Below are 18,115 nucleotides of genomic sequence, written 5' to 3'. Positions count from 1 at the left end.
GACGTGGTCGTCACAGGCCGGTTCACCCTGCTCACCACGCTCGCGGCCGTGGTGGTGACGTTCGGCGTGCCGTCGTGGATCGGCGCGCTCGGCGCGTGCGCGGCACTGCTGGCGCTGCTGCTCACCGATCTCGCGCTCACCCCGCGGGCGGGCGCGCTCACGCTGACCCGCGATCCGCTGACCGTCGTGCGGCTCGGGCGCGAGGCCGAGGTCGAGCTGGTGGTGACCAACACCGGCACGGCCGCCGTGCGCGGTTTCCTGTGGGACAGCTGGCCCGACAGTGCGCGCGCCGACCATCGCACGCACCGGCTCGACCTGGCCGCGCGCACCCGAATCCGGTTGCGTACCAGCCTGACTCCCACCTATCGCGGGGACCGGGTCGCCGGTCCGGTCACCCTGCGGCTGCTCGGTCCGCTGGGGCTCGCCGGTCGCCAGCGCCGGGTCGAGGTGCCGGGCCGGGTGCGCGCGCTGCCCCCGTTCCGCAGCGAGCGGCTGCTGCGTTCGAAGGTGAAGCGGCTGCATCATCTCGAGGGCCGCAATGTGGCGAACACGCGCGGGCAGGGCTCGGAGTTCGATTCGTTCCGCGAGTACGTGGCGGGCGACGACGTGCGCAGCATCGACTGGCGGGCCACCGCCCGCGCCACCGACGTGCTGGTGCGCACCTGGCGGCCCGAACGCAACCGGCACGTGCTGATGGTGCTCGACACCGGGCGGGCCAGCGCTGGGCGTGTCGGCGAAGGCACCCGGCTCGATTCCGCCATCGAGGCGGCGCTGCTGCTCGGTGGGCTGGCCGCCGCCGCAGGCGACACCGTCGACCTGCTGGCCTACGACCGCGAGATCCGCGCCGAGGCGACGGGCGCCGGTGGCCGTCAGCTGCCGCTCAAACTCATGCACACCCTTGCCGGGGTCACTCCCCAGCTGGTCGACACCGATACCACCGGGCTGGTCCGCACGGTGATCTCACGGGTCCGCAGGCGGGCGCTGATCGTCTGGTTCACCAGTCTGGACGGGCCGACCGTCACCGAGCACGTGCTGCCCGCGCTGCCGACATTGACCCAGCGGCATCGGGTGCTGATCGTCTCGGTCACCGATCCCGAGATCGCCGCGGCCGCGCGTGACCGGGGCACGGCCGGTGCCGTCTACACCGCGGCGGCCGCCGAGACCGTGCTGGCCGAGCGGGCGCTGGTGCAGGAATCGCTGCGACGGCGCGGTGTCGCGGTGGTCGCCACCTCGCCCGACCGGCTGCCCGAGGCGCTGGCCGACGAGTACCTGGAATTGAAGCAGTCCGGCTCCCTGTGAATTGTGGACAAGTGGAGTTATCCACCGCCACTCACAGTTCATCCACCGCTGACCAACAGGTTTGTGCACAGGGCTGATTCATCCACAGGCTCACACCCGGGCGAGCTGCTGCCGTCGCGCCAGTACCGCGCCGAGCACGTGATACGGCGGATATCCGGCGGGTACCTGGCAGCGCATGGCGGTGCACGCCGCCTCGACGAGTCTGCCGCCGAGCTGCTGCTGCGCGGCCGGTGACAGGGTCCGCATCCTGGTCAGATACTGGCGAATCGAGGCGGCGAGCTCGTCGGAGATCACGCTCGTGTCCAGCTGCGCCGACCAGCCGCTCAGCCACGGCGGCGCCATCACCAGCGCGGGGACCGGCAGAGCCTGCCGGGTGTGGACAACCACTGTTCCAGCCAGGACGTCACCCACCCGCCTGCCCTCGCGCGAGCACAGCGAGGTGATCACCGCGACCGCGCCGAACGCGCCGAGCATCCAGAAATCCACAATCGCGCCGGTGAGGCCGCGGGTGAGCGCGTGCCGGAAGTCGATCGGGCCCGCGTCGGACCGCACCACCCGCAGGCCGAAGGCGACCTTGCCGATGGACCGGCCGCGCGAGACGGTCTCGCTGAACACCGGGTAGGCGACGAGCACCGACACCAGCGTGACGATGCCGGCGACCGCCCACCAGGCCTCGTCGGCGTCGAGGGCCGTCAACAGGGCCGTCGCGAGGAAGATCAGGGTGGCGGCGAGGGTGAGCTGGATCAACAGGTCGAGCAGGAACGCGCCCGCACGGCTGGGGATACGCGCGATCGGGAGTTCGAGCGCCACCGCTTCGCCGGTGGTGAATTCGGCCATGTGGCTAGCATTCCCGATATGGACACCGATGCCTACAGCTGGGCGCATCAACGGTCGTGGTATCGGCTCGATCAGCTGATTCGTCAGCGCAAGCTCTCCGGTGCCGAGGCCGACGAACTCGTCCGGCTCTACCGCGACGCCTCCCAGCAGCTGGCGAAACTGCAGGGGCATCATCCCGATCCCGAGCTGATCGCCGGGCTGAGCGCGCTGCTGGCGCGCGCCCGCGGCCGGGTGCTCGGGGCGCGCTCACAGCCGTGGCAGGAGGTGGGACGCTTCTTCACCCGGCACTTCCCGGCGGCGGTGTATCGCGCGTGGCCGTGGTGGGTGAGCGTGACGGCGCTGTTCCTCGCGGTGTCGACCGTGCTCGGCGCGCTTGTCGATCATTCGCCGGGTGCCCGCAGAGCGCTGGGGGTCCCCGACGGCGATCATTCCGACATCACCGCGCCCGGCGGCAAGTTCGAGACCTACTACTCCGAGCATCCCAACGACGCCTTCGCCGCACAGGTGTGGACGAACAACGCCTGGGTCGCCGCCATCGCGCTGTTCACCGGCGTGCTGATCCTGCCCGCTGTGTATGTCCTGTTCATGAATGCGCTGAATCTGGGGATAACCGGTGGATTGATGGCCGACGCCGGTCGGCTCGACTCGTTCTTCGGCTTCATCCTGCCGCACGGCACACTCGAACTCACGGCCATCTTCGTCGCGGGTGGGTGTGGCCTGAAGCTGGGCTGGACGCTGGTCGACCCGGGACGGCGCAGCCGGGCCGCGGCGATGGCCCGGCAGGGCAAGGTGACCGCCACGGTGGCGCTCGGGCTGGTGGTGGTGCTGTTCGTGTCCGGGCTGATCGAGGGGTTCGTGACACCGAGCCCGTTGCCCGCGGCGGTGCGGATCGCGATCGGCTTCGCCGCCGAGGCGGCGTTCCTGTTCTACGTCTTCGGGCTCGGCAGCCGGGTGGCCGCGGAACAGGACGCCGCGGCCGCCGCTCCCCTCGCGCTCCCCGACCCGGCGCGACAGTGGCTGGCTCCCGCGGAAAAGGCGCTGGACCGGGCATGAATACGCATCTGCACGTGCATTTGAGCGGCAGGCAACTCCGAGCACACCCGGCCTGGACGGCACTGGGCAATCGGTAGCTAAGCGAGGTTACGAGACGGTGTCGAACTCCCCCATTTGAGTTCCGCTGGCCGCAGCGAGTCGGGCTCGAGCTGCGGCCAGCGTTGCCGTTAACTGTACACAATCGTTATGCCCACGCAACCCCCGACGCGCAGGTCCGGCGTAAGAATCACGATCCAGCAAACAGCTGTGGAGACCGTGTTTTTCACAGCCCCAGCTAACTTCCGGCGCCACCCCGAGCGGGCATCGCCCGGCACCAAGAATTCACTTACGGCAAACCTCCGACAACGAGCCACGGACCCCCGGCCGTCGCGCCGCGCGATCGATCGCCGAAGTTGCTCGAGCCCGACCCCGGCTGTCCACATAGCCGGTCACCTGCGGATTCGACAAGGGAATTTCGGTTTGCCGAACGTCGGATGTATTAAAAGAGACTTCAAGTTTGTTTACAGGGCTGCAAACAAGATCAGCACTCAGCAATCAAGCCGAAGAGCATGTACAGAGACCTATTACCGGTCGAATGACCGGTTGCGAATCGAGCGCCGACGGGCTCGAAAACGGCCGGGGAAACCCCCCGGAAACCGCGTTATCACGGCCCTGTGATCTTCGCCTCACCAGCCCGGGCATACCCATGATCATGCTCGGGACATGGCACGGCGACGAACTCGCCGTCGCGGCGAAAATGCCTGTTCAGAGCGGTGCTCAGCCGATCCGGACGACTCCGGTGACAGTGCCCTGTAGCAGAGCACCGCCGTGCGTGGTGAGTGCCGCCATCTGCAGCGGGTCCTGGGCCACCGTCCCTGGCAGTGGCGTCGTCGCGCGCACGGCGCCCGTGGCGGGATCGATGACCACGTACTCGTAGCCGTCGAGCGGGGTCGCGGTCTCGGGGCCGACGCGGCGCAGGGTGTGGATACCGCCGTCGGCGAGGGAGAGCTTGGGGACGGCGGCGCTGCGGATCGGGCTGTCCCATACCTGTGCACAACCGGTCGGGGTGATGTCGACGCGCGTCAGGCCGCCACGGAACGGCGCGGTGGCGGGCACGGCGGGACCGGCACCGTCGGGGACGGCCGGATAGGGATAGCCGTAGGTGCTGGCCACGAAGACGGAGTTCCCGATGCCGATGGGCGAGTTCTCGCTGCCCGGTCCGCCCTCGGTGAGGACCGGCACCGAGCACACCCGCTCGCCCGAACCGGAGCGCAGGATGATCAGGCTCACCTGCTCGTCGGCATTGTCGACCAGCGCGAGGTATTCCTCGCCGGTGCGAGGGCCGAAGTAGGTGGGCGTCGAGCCGGTGCCCCAGCTGAGCTGACCCGGCTTGCGCGCCGAACCGCGGTCGTAGGCGGCCCGCCACCGCACCACGGGGACACCGTCCTTCTCGGCCAGCTCGTAGAGCGCGTGCGTACTGGCCACCGCCACACCGCCGTTCGACGCCGCGGAGATGCTGTTGGCGATCTGCTCGCCGGACCCCAGCGCCACCGTCTCGATCCGTCCGGCCTCGCTCACCAGCCCGACCAGGCCGTGACCGGTGGCGAACCAGACATTGCCCGACCAGTCGGGGACCAGCCCGGTCACGTTGTCGCCCTCGGGGATCGCGCCCGACAGATCGGCCTGCTCGGTCGCGATCAGCCGCCAACCGCCCTCGGCGGTCCGCTCGTGCGCGACCCGCAGCAGCCGCCGGTTGCCGTCGACGAGCACCAGCCGGTCGGCATGATCGAGATAGGCGTAGACGCCGCCGAGCAGACTGCCCTTGGTCAGCGCCAGCGAGGTGAGCGCGCCCGCCAGCGGACCCGGCGCGGCGGGATCGAGCAGGAAGACGGTCGGCGCCTGACCGGCGATGGCGGTGCACAGGGCGACGACCAGGCCGTCGGAACCCTCGAGCAGCGTCGGGCAGGCCGCGCCGAGCGGATACACCGTGACCGGGGCACCGGGAACGGGACCGGCCAGCGGGGTGACATCGGAGGAACCGGCGTCGCCGTGCATCGTCGCGGTCCCGAGCGGGCCGAGGAACGGATGGGGCGCCGCGAGCGGCCCGGTGACCTGGCCCGACACCGGATCGGCGAGGACCGGTCCGACGGACGCGCAGGTGAGCGCGAGAACGAGCGCGGCGGCGCGGGCGGACACGGTGACACGACGGCGGGTGACAAACGGCACGGGCGTATCGAACCCCACTGTCGTGGCCGAGGGAAAGGATTCGGCTCATCCGATTCGGTCACGCCTACGATGAGCGGATGACCGGGGTCAAAGATCGCCTGCTCACCACCATCGCCGGCCAGCTCGGCAATCCGCACGGACTGCTCGGCAAGGGCGTGGCGTTCTTCCTGAATCGCGGGAACAAGCGCGCCATCGCCGCGGCCGTCGACGCGGCGGCACCGGCGCCCGGCGCCACGGTCGCCGACATCGGCTTCGGTGGCGGCGTGGGACTCGGGCTGCTGCTGACCTGCGTCGGCCGCGATGGTGTGGTGCACGGTATCGAGCCCTCGCGCGACATGCTCACCCGTGCCCGCGTCGGTTTCACGTCGGAGGTGGCCGATCTCCGCCTCGTCCTGGCCGAGGGCTCCCTGACCGCGCTCCCGCTGCCCGCGGCCAGTCTCGACGCGGCCATCACCGTCAACACCATCTACTTCCTCGACGATCTGCCCGCCGCCTGTGCCGAACTCGCGCGGGTGCTCCGTCCGGGCGGGACGGCGGTGGTCGGCGTCGGTGATCCCGAGGCGATGGCCAAGATGCCGTTCACGCCTTATGGATTCACGTTGCGCCCGGTCGACGATGTCATCGAGGCGCTGACCGCGGCTGGGTTGACGGTCGAGGAGCGCACCCTGGCGAATCCGCCGATTCCCCACCATCTCCTGATCGCTCGCAAGTCCTGACCATCCGCCGCGCGCCGACCAGCCGAGCGTGCTCGGCGGCGCTCGGCGACAAAGCCCCGCGGCAAGGCCTCGCAGGCGCCGAGTTCACCGCGTTCCACATCTTGACCGACCGGTCGGTCATGGCTACCGTCAGTTCATGGAGTCTCCTCGCGCAACGGACGCCGACGCGGACGACCACCGACTCGATCCGGAAAGCGCAGGGCTCGATTCGGACGATCGAGGTCCCGGCTCGGGCAGTCTCGACGCGGTGACGGTCCCGACGGCGTACGGCGATGTGGTCGTCCACCTGAGCGGTTGCGCCCCTGACTCGGCCCCGGGACTGCTTCTGCTGCACGCCAATCCCGGCGACCACCGCGATTTCGATCCGATCCTCGCCGCACTGGGGCAGGCCTGGGCGATCGCCGCGGTCGACTGGCCGGGGTATGGCGCATCGACGGTCACCGATCTCGACGCGATCACCGTCGAGGCGCTCGGTGAGATCGCGGAGCAGGTAGTAGAAGCACTGACGGCCAAAGGTTTCCGCACCTGCACCGTGCTCGGTAACAGTGTCGGCGGCTACGCGGCGGTGCGGTTGGCGCAGCGGGCCGGGGATCGGATCCGGGGGCTGGTGCTGGTGCAGTCGGCCGGGTTCGCACCACGGAACCTGTTGAGCAGAGGGTTGTTCCAGGTGATGGCACGTCCGGGAGTGGCGCGTCGGGCTGTCGTACCGTGCGCCCGGATGTACCTGGGTTCCACGCGCCATGCCGGGGTGCGGCCCATTCTCGAACGGGCCGAGGCGATTCCGCGCGACCCGGACCGGCTCGCGGTGTACCGCCAACTGTGGCGCACCCTCGACGACCCCCGCGTCGATCTCCCCGCAGCCGGTCCACTGCTGCCCGATCTGCCGGTACTGGTGGTCTGGGGACGCAACGATCCCATCAATCCGTGGCTGCTCAACCGGCGCGGTATCGCCCGCGCCCTGCCACACGCCGAGATCGCGGTGCTCGCGGCCCGGCACGAACCGTTCGCCGAGACGCCGGCGCGCTTTCTCGACGCGGTGCGCGAATTCCTCGCCGCCCGTGCGGAAACACCGTCATGAGATCCGCCGAACCCGGTCGTCGAGCCCTGCTCGGCGCGGGCAGGCGCCTGCTGGCCACCGAGAACCTGGGCAAGCTGTCGGTCAATGCCATCACCGCCGAGGCGCGGATGGCCAAGGGCAGCTTCTATCAGCACTGGCCGAGCCGCGAGTCCTATCTCCTCGCCCTGCACCGCGCCTTCCACGACGACCTCGCCGACCAGGTGGCCGCCGCGATCGCCGACCTGCCCCCGGGCGAGCAGCGCCTCACTACGGTCATCACCACCTACCTCGACGGCTGCCTGGCCGAACCGGCGACGAAGGCACTGCTCGTCCAAGCCCGCACCGACGCCGGCCTGCACACCGAGGTCGCGACCCGCAACGCCACCGCCGCCGACCTCCTGCTCGCCGACCTGCTGGCGATGGGCTGGACCGACGCCGAACCCGTCGCGATCCTGCTCGTCGCCGCCATCGCCGAGACCGCACTCCTGGAAATGGACCCACCCACCCCACGCCCCGACCTGCGCACCGCCCTGCTGCGCCTGGTCCGCCGATAACCCCGGAAACGACAAGAGGCCCGATCCTGATGGATCGAGCCTCTTGTCTCTGTGGGCGAAGGGGGACTTGAACCCCCACGTCCTTACGGACACTGGCACCTGAAGCCAGCGCGTCTGCCATTCCGCCACTCGCCCGAGCGACTGCAAAAATCTAACATGCCCCGCCACCGAAAATAAAATCAAGGCTGTGACCTGCGACGATGCGAGCGAAATCGGCGTGGGAACCGGGGCGGTTCGCCGGGAGTTACAGGGTTGGAGGATCGTAGATATCATGCAAGGAACGTGGTCGGGTCCGGACACGCCGTAATCAGCGTGCCGACCGGCGAGGACACTCACCGAAGGGAGGGCCGTGATGGGCATCGTGTCGAGATTCGAACGACGTCTGCAGGGCGCCGTCGGTGATGTGTTCGCGAGGGTGTTCGGCGGCAGCGTCGTTCCCCAGGAGGTGGAGGCCGCGCTGCAGCGTGAAGCCGCAGATCGGGTCCAGGATCTCGAGGGCGGGCACCGGCTCGCACCCAACAGCTATGTGATCACGATCAACGAGTCCGATCACGGCAAGCTCGACGCCGACCACGACCTCACCACCAAGGCGTTCGCCAAACACCTGCAGGATTACATCCGCGAGCAGGGCTGGCAGACCTACGGCGAAGTGCACGTGGCGTTCGAGGCATCACCTACGCTGCACACCGGAATGTTCAGAGCGAGCGGCCGCGTCGACCCCGACGCCGGTCGCGGGACCGCCCCACCTCGCCCCGAACCGCCACAACGACCCGCACACCCGCAACCAGGAGCTGGCCCCATGACGCACAACTCAGGCTACGAGCCGAGCCGAGAGCCCGCGGAGTCCGATCCACGCAACCGCGGGTACGCGCCGCCGCCCGCCGGCCGCGGTGCCGCGCCGGGCGGGTCCTACCCGGACGAGTATGGCCGCGCGGGTGGTGGCTACGGCGCGCCCGAGGCGCAGCCGGGCTACGACCCCGCCTACGGCCAGCAGGGTGGCGAGTACCAGAACGGGTACGACCCCGCCGCGCCCGCGCAGCCCGGGTACGGGCAGCAGGGCGGCTACGGCGCCCAGCCCGCCTACGGTGAGCCCGGCTACGACCAGCAGGGCGGCTACGGTCAGCAGGCCTACAGCCAGCAGCCCGGGTACGGCCAGCAGGGCTATGCCGAGCCCGGCTACGACCAGCAGGGTGGGTACGACCAGCAGGGCGGCTATGGCCAGCAGGGCTACGCCGACCCGCAGCAGGCCTACGGTCAGCAGGGCGGCTACGGCCAGCAGGGTTACGCCGAGCCCGGGTACGACCAGCAGGGTGGCTACGGCCAGCAGGCCTACGCCGAACCCGGCTACGGTCAGCAGCCCGGTTACGGTGCCCAGCCCGGTTACGCCGAGCCCGGCTACGACCAGCAGGGCGGGTACGACCAGCAGGGTGGCTACGGCGCGCAGCAGGGTTACGCCGATCAGCAGGCGGGCTACGGCCAGGCCGGTGCGGGCTACGGCGCCGCGCAGGCCAGCTACTCGGCCACCCTGCAGCTCGACGACGGCAGCGGCCGCACCTACCAGCTGCGCGAGGGTTCCAACATCATCGGCCGCGGGCAGGACGCCCACTTCCGGCTGCCCGACACGGGGGTGTCGCGCCGCCACATCGAGGTGCGCTGGGACGGCCAGACGGCCATGCTCTCGGACCTGGGTTCCACCAACGGCACGCTGGTGAACGGCTCGCCGGTGCAGGATTGGCAGCTCGCCGACGGCGACGTCATCCGGGCCGGACATTCCGAGATCCTGATCCGGATCGTCTGATCCCGTAAGCTGCGCGGTGCACGTCACGAGTCGACGCTGTCGGCCCTATGATGCTGCCATTACACGCACGGCCCCGACCTCGGGGCCCGCAAGCCAGCACGCTGGTGGGGGTGGTTCGCCCCGCACCTGCCGTACCGACGTACCCGGGCGAACAGGAGGTGGAACGCCGTGCAGGGATTGATCCTGCAATTGACCCGCGCGGGGTTCCTGCTGCTGCTCTGGTTGTTCGTCTGGGCCGTTCTGCGGACCTTGCGCAGCGATATCTACGCGGCATCCGGCATACGGATCCAGCCCAGGCCCGCGCGCGGTGCGCGCGGCTCGCTGGGGCTGCCATCCTTTGGCCGAGGCCAGAAGGGCGCCAAACATCTTGTGGTGACTCATGGTTCACTCGCCGGTACTCGAATCACGCTCGGCACACAGCCGGTCCTCATCGGCCGCGCCGACGATTCGACGCTGGTTCTCACCGACGACTACGCCTCGACCAGGCACGCGCGACTCTCTCAGCGTGGTGACGACTGGTACGTGGAGGACCTCGGCTCCACCAACGGCACTTATCTAGACCGCGCGAAAGTCACCACCGCCGTCCGTGTTCCGCTCGGCACTCCGGTGCGAGTCGGCAAAACAGTGATCGAGCTGCGATCGTGACACTTGTTCTGCGCTACACCGCGCGAAGCGACCGCGGACTCGTCCGGGGCAACAACGAGGATTCGGTCTACGCGGGCGCGCGCCTGCTGGCCCTTGCCGACGGCATGGGTGGCCATGCCGCCGGTGAAGTCGCCTCCCAGTTGATGATCGCCGCGCTGGCGCATCTCGACGACGACGAGCCCGGCCAGGACATCCTGGGCAAGCTCGATCGCGCCACCCGCTCCGGCAACGCCGCCATCGCCGACCACGTCGAGGCCGAACCCGAACTCGACGGCATGGGCACCACGCTCACCGCCATCCTGTTCGCGGGCGGCAAGCTCGGCATGGTGCACATCGGCGACTCGCGCGCCTATCTGCTGCGCGACGGCGAACTCGCCCAGATCACCCGCGACGACACCTTCGTACAGTCGCTGGTCGACGAGGGCCGGATCACCGCCGAGCAGGCGCACACCCATCCGCAGCGTTCGCTGATCATGCGCGCCCTCACCGGCAACGAGATCGAGCCGACGCTGATCATGCGCGAGGCCCGCGCCGGTGATCGCTACCTGCTGTGCTCCGATGGGCTCTCGGACGTGGTGAGCGACGAGACCATCGGCAACACCATGCGCGAGGGCAACACCGACGAGTGCGCCGACCGGCTCATCGAGCTGGCGCTGCGCAGCGGCGGGCCCGACAACGTCACCGTGGTCGTCGCCGATGTGATCGACCTGGACTACGGCCAGAGTCATCCGATCGTCGCGGGCGCCGCCTCCACCGAGGAGGAGGAAGACGCACCGCCGCCGAACACCGCGGCGGGCCGCGCGGCCGCCATGCGCCCGCCGCGCGCGCAGCCGCGTCGCGCCGCCGCGCCCGCGCCGCCGCCGGAGACCAAGTCGCACAAGCTGCGCTGGGTACTGCTGTCGGTGGCGTTGATCGCCGCCGTCGCCGTTGGCCTCGTGGTGGGCTACAAGATGATCCGCAGCAACTACTACGTCGGCTCCGACAATGATCAGGTCGTCGTGATGCGGGGCCTGCCCGGCTCGATCCTGGGCTACTCGATCCACGACGTGGAGCTCACCGGCTGCGTCAACAGCAAGGGCGAGCTGACCCTCGTCGACGCGGGCAAGACCGCGCCGAGCGGGTGCAAGAAGCTGATGGTCAGCGATCTGCGCCAGACCGGACGCGACCAGGTGCAGAAGGGCCTGCCGCCGGATTCGCTGGACAAGGCGCGCGACAGCATGAAGGTGCTGGCGCAGAAGGAACTCCTGCCGCCCTGCCCGAAGAAGGAATCGGTGCCCCAGCCCGGCGTGCTGCCGCCCGAGGAGACCCCGGTGATCCCCGGTGGCCAGCCGACTCCCGGCCCCGATCAGCCCGCGACACCGACCACCACCCCGCCGCCGCCGACCACGACGGCCACCCCGACCACAACCCCGCAGATCTCAGGGGAGAACTGCCGGGTGACGGACTGATGTCCGCACCGGCACCGCCGTCGGCTGGGGCATTCCCCAGCCCCCCTGGCGGATTCGCGCCAGCGCCACCACCCTCGACGCGACGCAACCAGGAGTTGCTGCTGCTCGCGGGGGCGGCGGGGATCACGACGGTGTCGTTGTTCATCGTCGAGGCGAGCCAGGAACAGTCCATCACCTGGGACATCGCCAAGTACGGCGCGGCGTTCCTCGCGCTGTTCGGCATCGCGCACCTGGCCGTGCGCCGGTTCGCGCCGTTCGCCGACCCGCTGCTGCTACCGATCGTCGCGCTGCTCAACGGCCTGGGCCTCGTGCTGATCCACCGGCTCGATCTCGCGGACGCGCAGAAGGCGGTGTACGACTCCAGCCCGATCCCGTCCCCCGACGCCAACCAGCAGATCATGTGGACCGGCCTCGGCATCGTGGTGTTCATCAGCCTGCTCATCGTCTTGCGGGACTACCGCACGCTGGCGCGCTACACCTACACAGTAGGCCTGGTCGGCCTGATCGCGCTGGCGATTCCGGCACTGTTGCCGAGCCGGTTCTCCGAAGTCAACGGCGCCAAGATCTGGATCCGGCTGCCCGGATTCAGTGTGCAGCCGGGCGAATTCGCGAAGATCCTGCTGATCATCTTCTTCGCCGGGGTGCTGGTGGCCAAGCGCGACCTGTTCACCGCGGCGGGCAAGCACTTCCTCGGCATGGAGTTCCCGCGCCCGCGTGACATGGGCCCGGTCCTCATCGTGTGGATCGTCTGCATCGGCGTCCTGGTCCTGGAGAAGGACCTCGGCACCTCGCTGCTCATCTTCGGCACGGTGCTGGTGATGATCTACATCGCCACCGAGCGGGTGGGCTGGCTGATCATCGGCAGCGGACTGCTCGCGCTCGGCTTCGTGTTCGCCTATCAGCTGTTCGGGCACGTGCGGGTGCGCGTGGACACCTGGCTGCACCCGTTCGACGACTACCACAACACCGGCTACCAGATCTCGCAGTCGCTGTTCGGCCTCGCCACCGGCGGACTCGCAGGCACCGGCCTCGGCAGTGGACGGCCCAGCCAGGTGCCCTTCGCCAAGACCGACTTCATCGTCACCACCATCGGTGAGGAACTCGGCCTGATCGGGCTCACCGCGGTGCTGATGCTGTTCCTGATCTTCATCGTGCGCGGGCTGCGGACCGCGCTGGCGGTGCGGGACAGTTTCGGCAAGCTGCTCGCGGCCGGGCTCTCGTTCACCATCGCGATCCAGATCTTCGTGGTGGTCGGCGGCGTCACCAAGCTGATCCCGCTCACCGGCCTGACCACGCCGTTCATGTCCTACGGCGGTTCCTCGCTGCTGGCGAACTACGCGCTGCTCGCGCTGTTGATCAAGATCTCCGACGCCGCTCGCGCGCCCGCGCCGGTGCGCAAGCGGCCCCCGGCACCGATCGCCGAAGCGGCCACCGAGATGGTTCGCCGGCCGGAAGGCAGGGCGACCGCATGAACACTCCGCTACGCCGCGTCGCCGTCGCCGTCATGGTGATGGTGGTCGCGTTGCTGATGAACGCCACCTACGTGCAGGTGATCAAGGCCGACGACCTGCGCAACGATCCGCGCAACTCGCGCGTGCTGCTCGACGAGTACTCGCGCCAGCGCGGCCAGATCTCGGCGGGCGGCACCGTGCTCGCCGGGTCGGTCGCCACCGATGACCGGTACAAGTACCTGCGTCAGTACCCGAGCATGCCGCCCGCGTATGCCCCGGTCACCGGCTTCTACTCCATGCAGTACGGCAAGACCGGGCTGGAACTGGCCGAGGACCCGCTGCTGTCGGGCAACGACTCGAGCCTGTTCGGGCGCAGGCTCATCGACATGTTCTCCGGGCGTGATCCGCGCGGGGCCAATGTGCTCACCACGCTGAATCCGATCATGCAGCAGGTCGCCTACGAGCAGATGACCTCGAAGGGCTACACCGGCGCGGTCGTGGCGATCGAGCCGAGCACCGGCAAGATCCTGACCATGGTGTCCACGCCCAGCTACGACCCCAACGAGCTGTCGGGCCACGACGGCGCGGCGGGCCGGGCGGCGTGGGAGCGGCTGAGCACCGATCCGGACCAGCCGATGCTCAATCGCGCCGTCTCGCAGACCTATCCGCCGGGCTCCACGTTCAAGACCGTGGTCACCGCCGCCGCGCTGTCCAACGGCGTGGCCGGACCCGACGACCAGTTCACCGCGGCGCCCAACATCACCCTGCCCGGAACCAGCACCACGCTGGAGAACTACAACGGCAGCACCTGCGGTGACCAGCCGACCGCGAGCCTCTACGAGGCGTTCCGCCGGTCCTGCAACACCGCCTTCGTCGAACTCGGCGTGAAGGTCGGCGCGACCAAGCTCAAGGACGAGGCCGCGGCCTTCGGCATCGGCCCGCACCGTGGCGTGCCGATCCCGGTCGCCGAGTCGACCGTCGGGCCGATCCCGGACAACGCCGCGCTGGGCCAGTCCAGCATCGGCCAGCGCGATGTCGCGGTGACCCCGCTCGACATCGCGGTGGTCGCGGCGACCATCGCCAACGGCGGAACCAGGATGCAGCCGTACCTGGTCGATCAGACCCAGGCGCCCGATCTGTCCGAACTGAGCCAGACCGACCCGGTCTCGATCGGACAGGCGGTGAGCCCCCAGGTAGCGTCGACGCTGACGAATCTGATGGTCGCCTCGGAGGCCAACACCGCCGGCGGTGGCCGGACGCCGTACGAGATCGCGTCCAAGACCGGGACCGCCGAGCACGGCAGCAATCCCCGCAACACCCCGCCGCATGCGTGGTACATGGCCTTCGCGCCCGCGCAGAACCCGAAGATCGCCATCGCGGTGATCGTCGAGAACGGCGGCGACCGGGCACTGGCGGCCACCGGAGGCTCGGTGGCCGCTCCGATCGCCAGGTCGGTACTGGACGCGGGCCTGGCAGGGGGCTGAACGAAATGAGTGTGCGAGTGACAACACGGGGGCCCCGATGCTGAACAACGGCGCCATGATCGCTGACCGCTACCGCCTGCAACGGCTCATCGCCACCGGCGGCATGGGTCAGGTGTGGGAAGCGATGGACACCCGGCTCGACCGCCGGGTGGCGGTCAAGGTACTCAAGACCGAGTTCTCCGCCGACCCGACGTTCCGGCAGCGATTCCGGACCGAGGCGCGCACCACCGCGCAGCTCAACCACTCCGGGATCGCGGGCATCTACGACTACGGCGAGACCACCGATCCCTCCGGCGGCGAGACCGCCTACCTGGTGATGGAGCTCGTCCAGGGCGAGCCGCTCAACGCGGTGCTCAACCGGATGGGCAGGCTCTCGGTCATCCAGGGCCTGGACATGCTCGAGCAGACCGGGCGCGCGCTCGAGGTCGCACACCTGGCGGGCGTGGTGCACCGCGACGTGAAGCCGGGCAACATCCTGGTCACGCCGACCGGTCAGGTGAAGATCACCGACTTCGGCATCGCCAAGGCCGTCGACGCCTCCCCGGTCACCAAGACCGGCATGGTGATGGGCACCGCCCAGTACATCGCGCCCGAGCAGGCCGTCGGCGAGGACGCCACCGCCGCCAGCGACGTGTACTCCCTCGGCATCGTGGGCTACGAGGCACTGGCCGGAGTCCGTCCGTTCACCGGCGACGGCGCGATCACCGTCGCGATGAAGCACGTGCGCGACGCCCCGCCGCCGATGCCCGCCGATCTGCCCGCCAACGTGCACGAGCTGATCGCGATCACGATGGCCAAGGACCCGAACCAGCGCTACAGCAGCGGCGGCGAGTTCGCCGATGCCGTGGCCGCGGTGCGCGCCGGGCACATGCCGCCGGTGCCCGGCGGTGGCCTCTCGCCGTCGATGACCGGGGCCACCAGGGTGCTCCCGCCCGGCCCGACCGTGGCCATCCCCGCCGCCGACTACGACGGCGCCACGATGCGTTTCGGCAGTCAGCCCGGCGGCCCGATCACCCCGCCCGGTGGCGGCTACAGCGGCCCGGCCACCCAGGCCGCCGCGCCCGCGTCGATCCCCGCCGCCGCGAGCAAGAACAACCAGAAGTGGTGGCTCATCGCCCTCGGTGCGGGCGCGGTCGTGCTCGGTGGCGTGGCGCTGTGGGTGCTGTTCGGCGGTGAGCCGAACCGCGGCTCGACCACGACGACCACCACCACGGTGCAGACCACCACCCCGCCGCCGGTGACCACCACCGTGCCGCTGCCGCCGCCGGTCATCGTGCCCGAGGAGACCACGACGACTCCGCCGCCGCAGCCGACGACGACCACCGAACCGCCGACCACCACCACCGAACCGCCGACGACCACGACCGAGCCGCCGACCACGACGACCGAGCCCGAGCCGACGACGGCCACCCGCACGACCAGGCCGCGACCGACCACCACCACCGAGGAGACCGACCCCGTGGTGGGGACGACCACCGTGCGCCGCCCCACGCTGCCCAGCTTCGACTTACCGTTCCCCGAGCGCGACGGCGACAGCGCCGCAGGCCCGACCATCCCCGGCAACCCACCGTCACAAGGACAGCCATGACCACCCCGAAGAATCTCTCCTCGCGGTACGAGCTTGGCGAGATCATCGGGTTCGGCGGGATGTCGGAGGTGCACAAGGCCCGCGACGTGCGCCTCTCGCGTGACGTCGCGATCAAGGTGCTGCGCGCCGATCTGGCCCGCGATCCCACGTTCTACCTGCGCTTCAAGCGGGAAGCGCAGAACGCGGCCGCGCTGAACCATCCGGCGATCGTGGCCGTCTACGACACCGGCGAGGCGACCGTCGACGGCGGGCCGCTGCCCTACATCGTGATGGAGTACGTCGAGGGCGACACCCTGCGCGACATCGTGCGCGGCAAGGGCCCGCTCGCGCCGCGCAAGGCGATGGAGGTCGTGGCCGACGTCTGCGCCGCGCTCGATTTCAGCCACAAGGCCGGGATCGTGCACCGCGACATGAAGCCGGCCAACATCATGATCAACCGCGCCGGTGCGGTGAAGGTGATGGACTTCGGCATCGCGCGCGCGATCGCCGACAGCTCCAACCCGATGACCCAGACCGCCGCGGTGATCGGCACCGCCCAGTACCTCTCGCCCGAGCAGGCGCGCGGCGAGAGCGTCGACGCGCGTTCGGACGTGTACTCGGTGGGCTGTGTGCTCTTCGAGATCCTCACCGGGCAGCCGCCGTTCACCGGTGACTCGCCGGTCGCGGTCGCGTATCAGCACGTCAAGGAGGATCCGCCGCTGCCGTCGTCGGTGAATCCCGGCGTGCCGCGCGAACTCGACTCGGTGATCCTCAAGGCGATGGCCAAGAACCCGGCCAACCGGTACCAGACGGCCGCGGAGATGCGCGCCGATCTGATCCGGGTGCTCGGTGGGCAGAAGCCGAGCGCGCCGATGGTGATGAACGACGAAGACCGCACCACCATCATGGATTACGACGACGAGCCCGCCCCGCGCTCGTTCCGCGATCGCAGTGACGACACCGCCGAGCAGGCCGCCGCCGCACCGCCGGCGGAATCCCGCAACCGGACCGGCCTGATCGCGCTCGGCGTCGCCGCCGCGCTCGCGGTCGCCTTCGGCCTGTTCTGGGTGCTGGTCGGTCCGGGCAGCAAGCCCGACCAGGTGGCCGTGCCCGATCTGTCCGGCACGCCCGCCCAGCAGGCGCAGAGCGAACTGCAGGCGGCCGGGTTCAATGTGGCCGTGCAGCAGAAGCCGGACGGCAAGGTGGCGATCGGCAATGTCATCGCGACCCAGCCGCTGGGCGGTTCGCGCATCGACGAGGGCAGCACCGTCACCCTGCAGGTCTCGACCGGGCCCGCGCAGGTGCAGGTGCCCCGGCTGCTCGGGCTCACCCAGGCCGAAGCCGAGCAGAAGCTGAATTCCATCGGGCTGCAGCTGGACTCGAACGTGGAGCGCAAGGCGTCGAGCACGGCCGAGAACAACAAGGTGACCGGGCAGGAACCCAGTGCCGGCGTGCGGGTGGACATCGATCAGCCGATCGTGATCACCATCGGCTCGGGACCCGAGCAGGTCCGGGTGCCGACCGTGGTCGGGCAGGACATCTCGGTGGCCCAGCCGAACCTGGCCGATTCCTCGGGGTTCAAGGTCGTCGTCGAGGAGGTCAAGTCGCCGCAGCCCAAGGGCCAGGTGCTCTCGACCAATCCGGCGGGCGGCAGCACCGCGGAGAAGGGGTCGACCATCACCGTGCAGGTCTCGGCCGGTGACCGGATCACCGTCCCCGATCTGGGCGGGCTCACCCCGACCCAGGCCCAGGAGCGGTTGCGCGCCGAGGGCTGGACCGGTCAGCTGAGCCAGACCACGGTGATCACGCTGGACGGCAACGCCTCCGGCAAGGTCGTCGGGCAGAGTCCGGCCGCCGGATCGTCGGTGACGATGAACGGCAACGTGGTGTTGCAGGTGGGGGCCTCCCCGATTCCGCGCTGAGTCCGCGCAGGTCTCGATTGCGTGGAGAACGCGCCCGCCGCACCGCGGCGGGCGCAGAATGGGGCTGCTCCATCCCATC

General features: G+C 69.7%; 14 protein-coding genes and 1 tRNA gene. 12 read left to right on the top strand and 3 right to left on the bottom strand.

The annotated features are described in order from the left end of the window. Positions 1-3: 3 nt before the first annotated feature. Positions 4-1,299, top strand: a complete 1,296-nt coding sequence (locus ACFVVM_RS21645; RefSeq protein ID WP_387621053.1) for a DUF58 domain-containing protein — start codon at positions 4-6, stop codon at positions 1,297-1,299. 90 nt (positions 1,300-1,389) lie between these two features. Here the strand turns inward: ACFVVM_RS21645 and ACFVVM_RS21640 are convergent, their stop codons facing one another. After that, positions 1,390-2,136 (bottom strand): RDD family protein, encoded by a 747-nt coding sequence (locus tag ACFVVM_RS21640; RefSeq protein ID WP_387621050.1) that lies wholly within the window; start codon positions 2,134-2,136, stop codon positions 1,390-1,392. Positions 2,137-2,154: 18 nt separating this feature from the next. On the opposite strand from ACFVVM_RS21640, the gene ACFVVM_RS21635 reads away from it, so the two are divergent. Next, entirely contained in the window at positions 2,155-3,189 is a 1,035-nt protein-coding gene (locus ACFVVM_RS21635; RefSeq protein ID WP_387621047.1) for a stage II sporulation protein M, read from the top strand. Positions 3,190-3,945: 756 nt separating this feature from the next. Here ACFVVM_RS21635 and ACFVVM_RS21630 read toward each other — a convergent pair. Further along, positions 3,946-5,394 (bottom strand): hypothetical protein, encoded by a 1,449-nt coding sequence (locus tag ACFVVM_RS21630; protein WP_387621045.1) that lies wholly within the window; start codon positions 5,392-5,394, stop codon positions 3,946-3,948. A gap of 77 nt (positions 5,395-5,471) precedes the next feature. Here ACFVVM_RS21630 and ACFVVM_RS21625 point away from each other — a divergent pair, with 77 nt between their 5' ends. The 3 genes from ACFVVM_RS21625 (at position 5,472) to ACFVVM_RS21615 (ending at position 7,721) form a co-directional block, all read left to right on the top strand. Further along, a complete protein-coding gene (locus tag ACFVVM_RS21625) occupies positions 5,472-6,110 on the top strand; it encodes a class I SAM-dependent methyltransferase (RefSeq protein ID WP_387621042.1) in 639 nt (212 codons plus the stop codon). A 136-nt stretch (positions 6,111-6,246) separates the two neighbouring features. After that, positions 6,247-7,188, top strand: coding sequence for an alpha/beta fold hydrolase (locus tag ACFVVM_RS21620; RefSeq protein ID WP_387621040.1), 942 nt, complete (start codon positions 6,247-6,249; stop codon positions 7,186-7,188). Continuing rightward, positions 7,185-7,721, top strand: coding sequence for a TetR/AcrR family transcriptional regulator (locus tag ACFVVM_RS21615; protein WP_387621037.1), 537 nt, complete (start codon positions 7,185-7,187; stop codon positions 7,719-7,721). Before ACFVVM_RS21620 ends, ACFVVM_RS21615 begins: the two co-directional genes overlap by 4 nt. A 52-nt stretch (positions 7,722-7,773) precedes the next feature. Here ACFVVM_RS21615 and ACFVVM_RS21610 read toward each other — a convergent pair. After that, positions 7,774-7,856: transfer RNA gene (locus ACFVVM_RS21610), tRNA-Leu, on the bottom strand. Between the two features lie 217 nt (positions 7,857-8,073). Between ACFVVM_RS21610 and ACFVVM_RS21605 the strand changes: the two genes are divergently transcribed. The 7 genes from ACFVVM_RS21605 to pknB all read left to right on the top strand — a co-directional run bounded on the left by ACFVVM_RS21605 (position 8,074) and on the right by pknB (position 18,036). Then, the gene (locus ACFVVM_RS21605) at positions 8,074-9,519 is read left to right on the top strand and encodes an FhaA domain-containing protein (protein ID WP_387621034.1); all 1,446 of its coding nucleotides are present in this window, start codon (positions 8,074-8,076) and stop codon (positions 9,517-9,519) included. A gap of 168 nt (positions 9,520-9,687) precedes the next feature. After that, entirely contained in the window at positions 9,688-10,164 is a 477-nt protein-coding gene (locus tag ACFVVM_RS21600; RefSeq protein WP_387621032.1) for an FHA domain-containing protein, read from the top strand. Then, the gene (locus tag ACFVVM_RS21595) at positions 10,161-11,612 is read left to right on the top strand and encodes a PP2C family protein-serine/threonine phosphatase (protein WP_387621030.1); all 1,452 of its coding nucleotides are present in this window, start codon (positions 10,161-10,163) and stop codon (positions 11,610-11,612) included. The genes ACFVVM_RS21600 and ACFVVM_RS21595 overlap by 4 nt, the downstream gene beginning before the upstream one ends. Continuing rightward, positions 11,612-13,084, top strand: a complete 1,473-nt coding sequence (locus tag ACFVVM_RS21590; RefSeq protein ID WP_387621027.1) for an FtsW/RodA/SpoVE family cell cycle protein — start codon at positions 11,612-11,614, stop codon at positions 13,082-13,084. The genes ACFVVM_RS21595 and ACFVVM_RS21590 overlap by 1 nt, the downstream gene beginning before the upstream one ends. After that, a complete protein-coding gene (locus ACFVVM_RS21585) occupies positions 13,081-14,547 on the top strand; it encodes a peptidoglycan D,D-transpeptidase FtsI family protein (protein ID WP_387621024.1) in 1,467 nt (488 codons plus the stop codon). The genes ACFVVM_RS21590 and ACFVVM_RS21585 overlap by 4 nt, the downstream gene beginning before the upstream one ends. 37 nt (positions 14,548-14,584) lie before the next feature. Beyond that, the gene (locus ACFVVM_RS21580; RefSeq protein WP_387621021.1) at positions 14,585-16,135 is read left to right on the top strand and encodes a protein kinase; all 1,551 of its coding nucleotides are present in this window, start codon (positions 14,585-14,587) and stop codon (positions 16,133-16,135) included. After that, positions 16,132-18,036: a Stk1 family PASTA domain-containing Ser/Thr kinase gene (pknB, locus tag ACFVVM_RS21575; protein WP_387621019.1), complete on the top strand. Its 1,905-nt coding sequence runs from the start codon at positions 16,132-16,134 to the stop codon at positions 18,034-18,036. The genes ACFVVM_RS21580 and pknB overlap by 4 nt, the downstream gene beginning before the upstream one ends. The last annotated feature ends 79 nt before the right edge of the window (positions 18,037-18,115 follow it).

This window comes from Nocardia sp. NPDC058176 (assembly GCF_042883805.1).
In the GTDB taxonomy this organism is placed as follows: Bacteria; Actinomycetota; Actinomycetes; order Mycobacteriales; family Mycobacteriaceae; genus Nocardia.
Note: the sequence above shows the minus strand (reverse complement) of the source record. Positions and strands in the feature narration are given on the sequence as shown.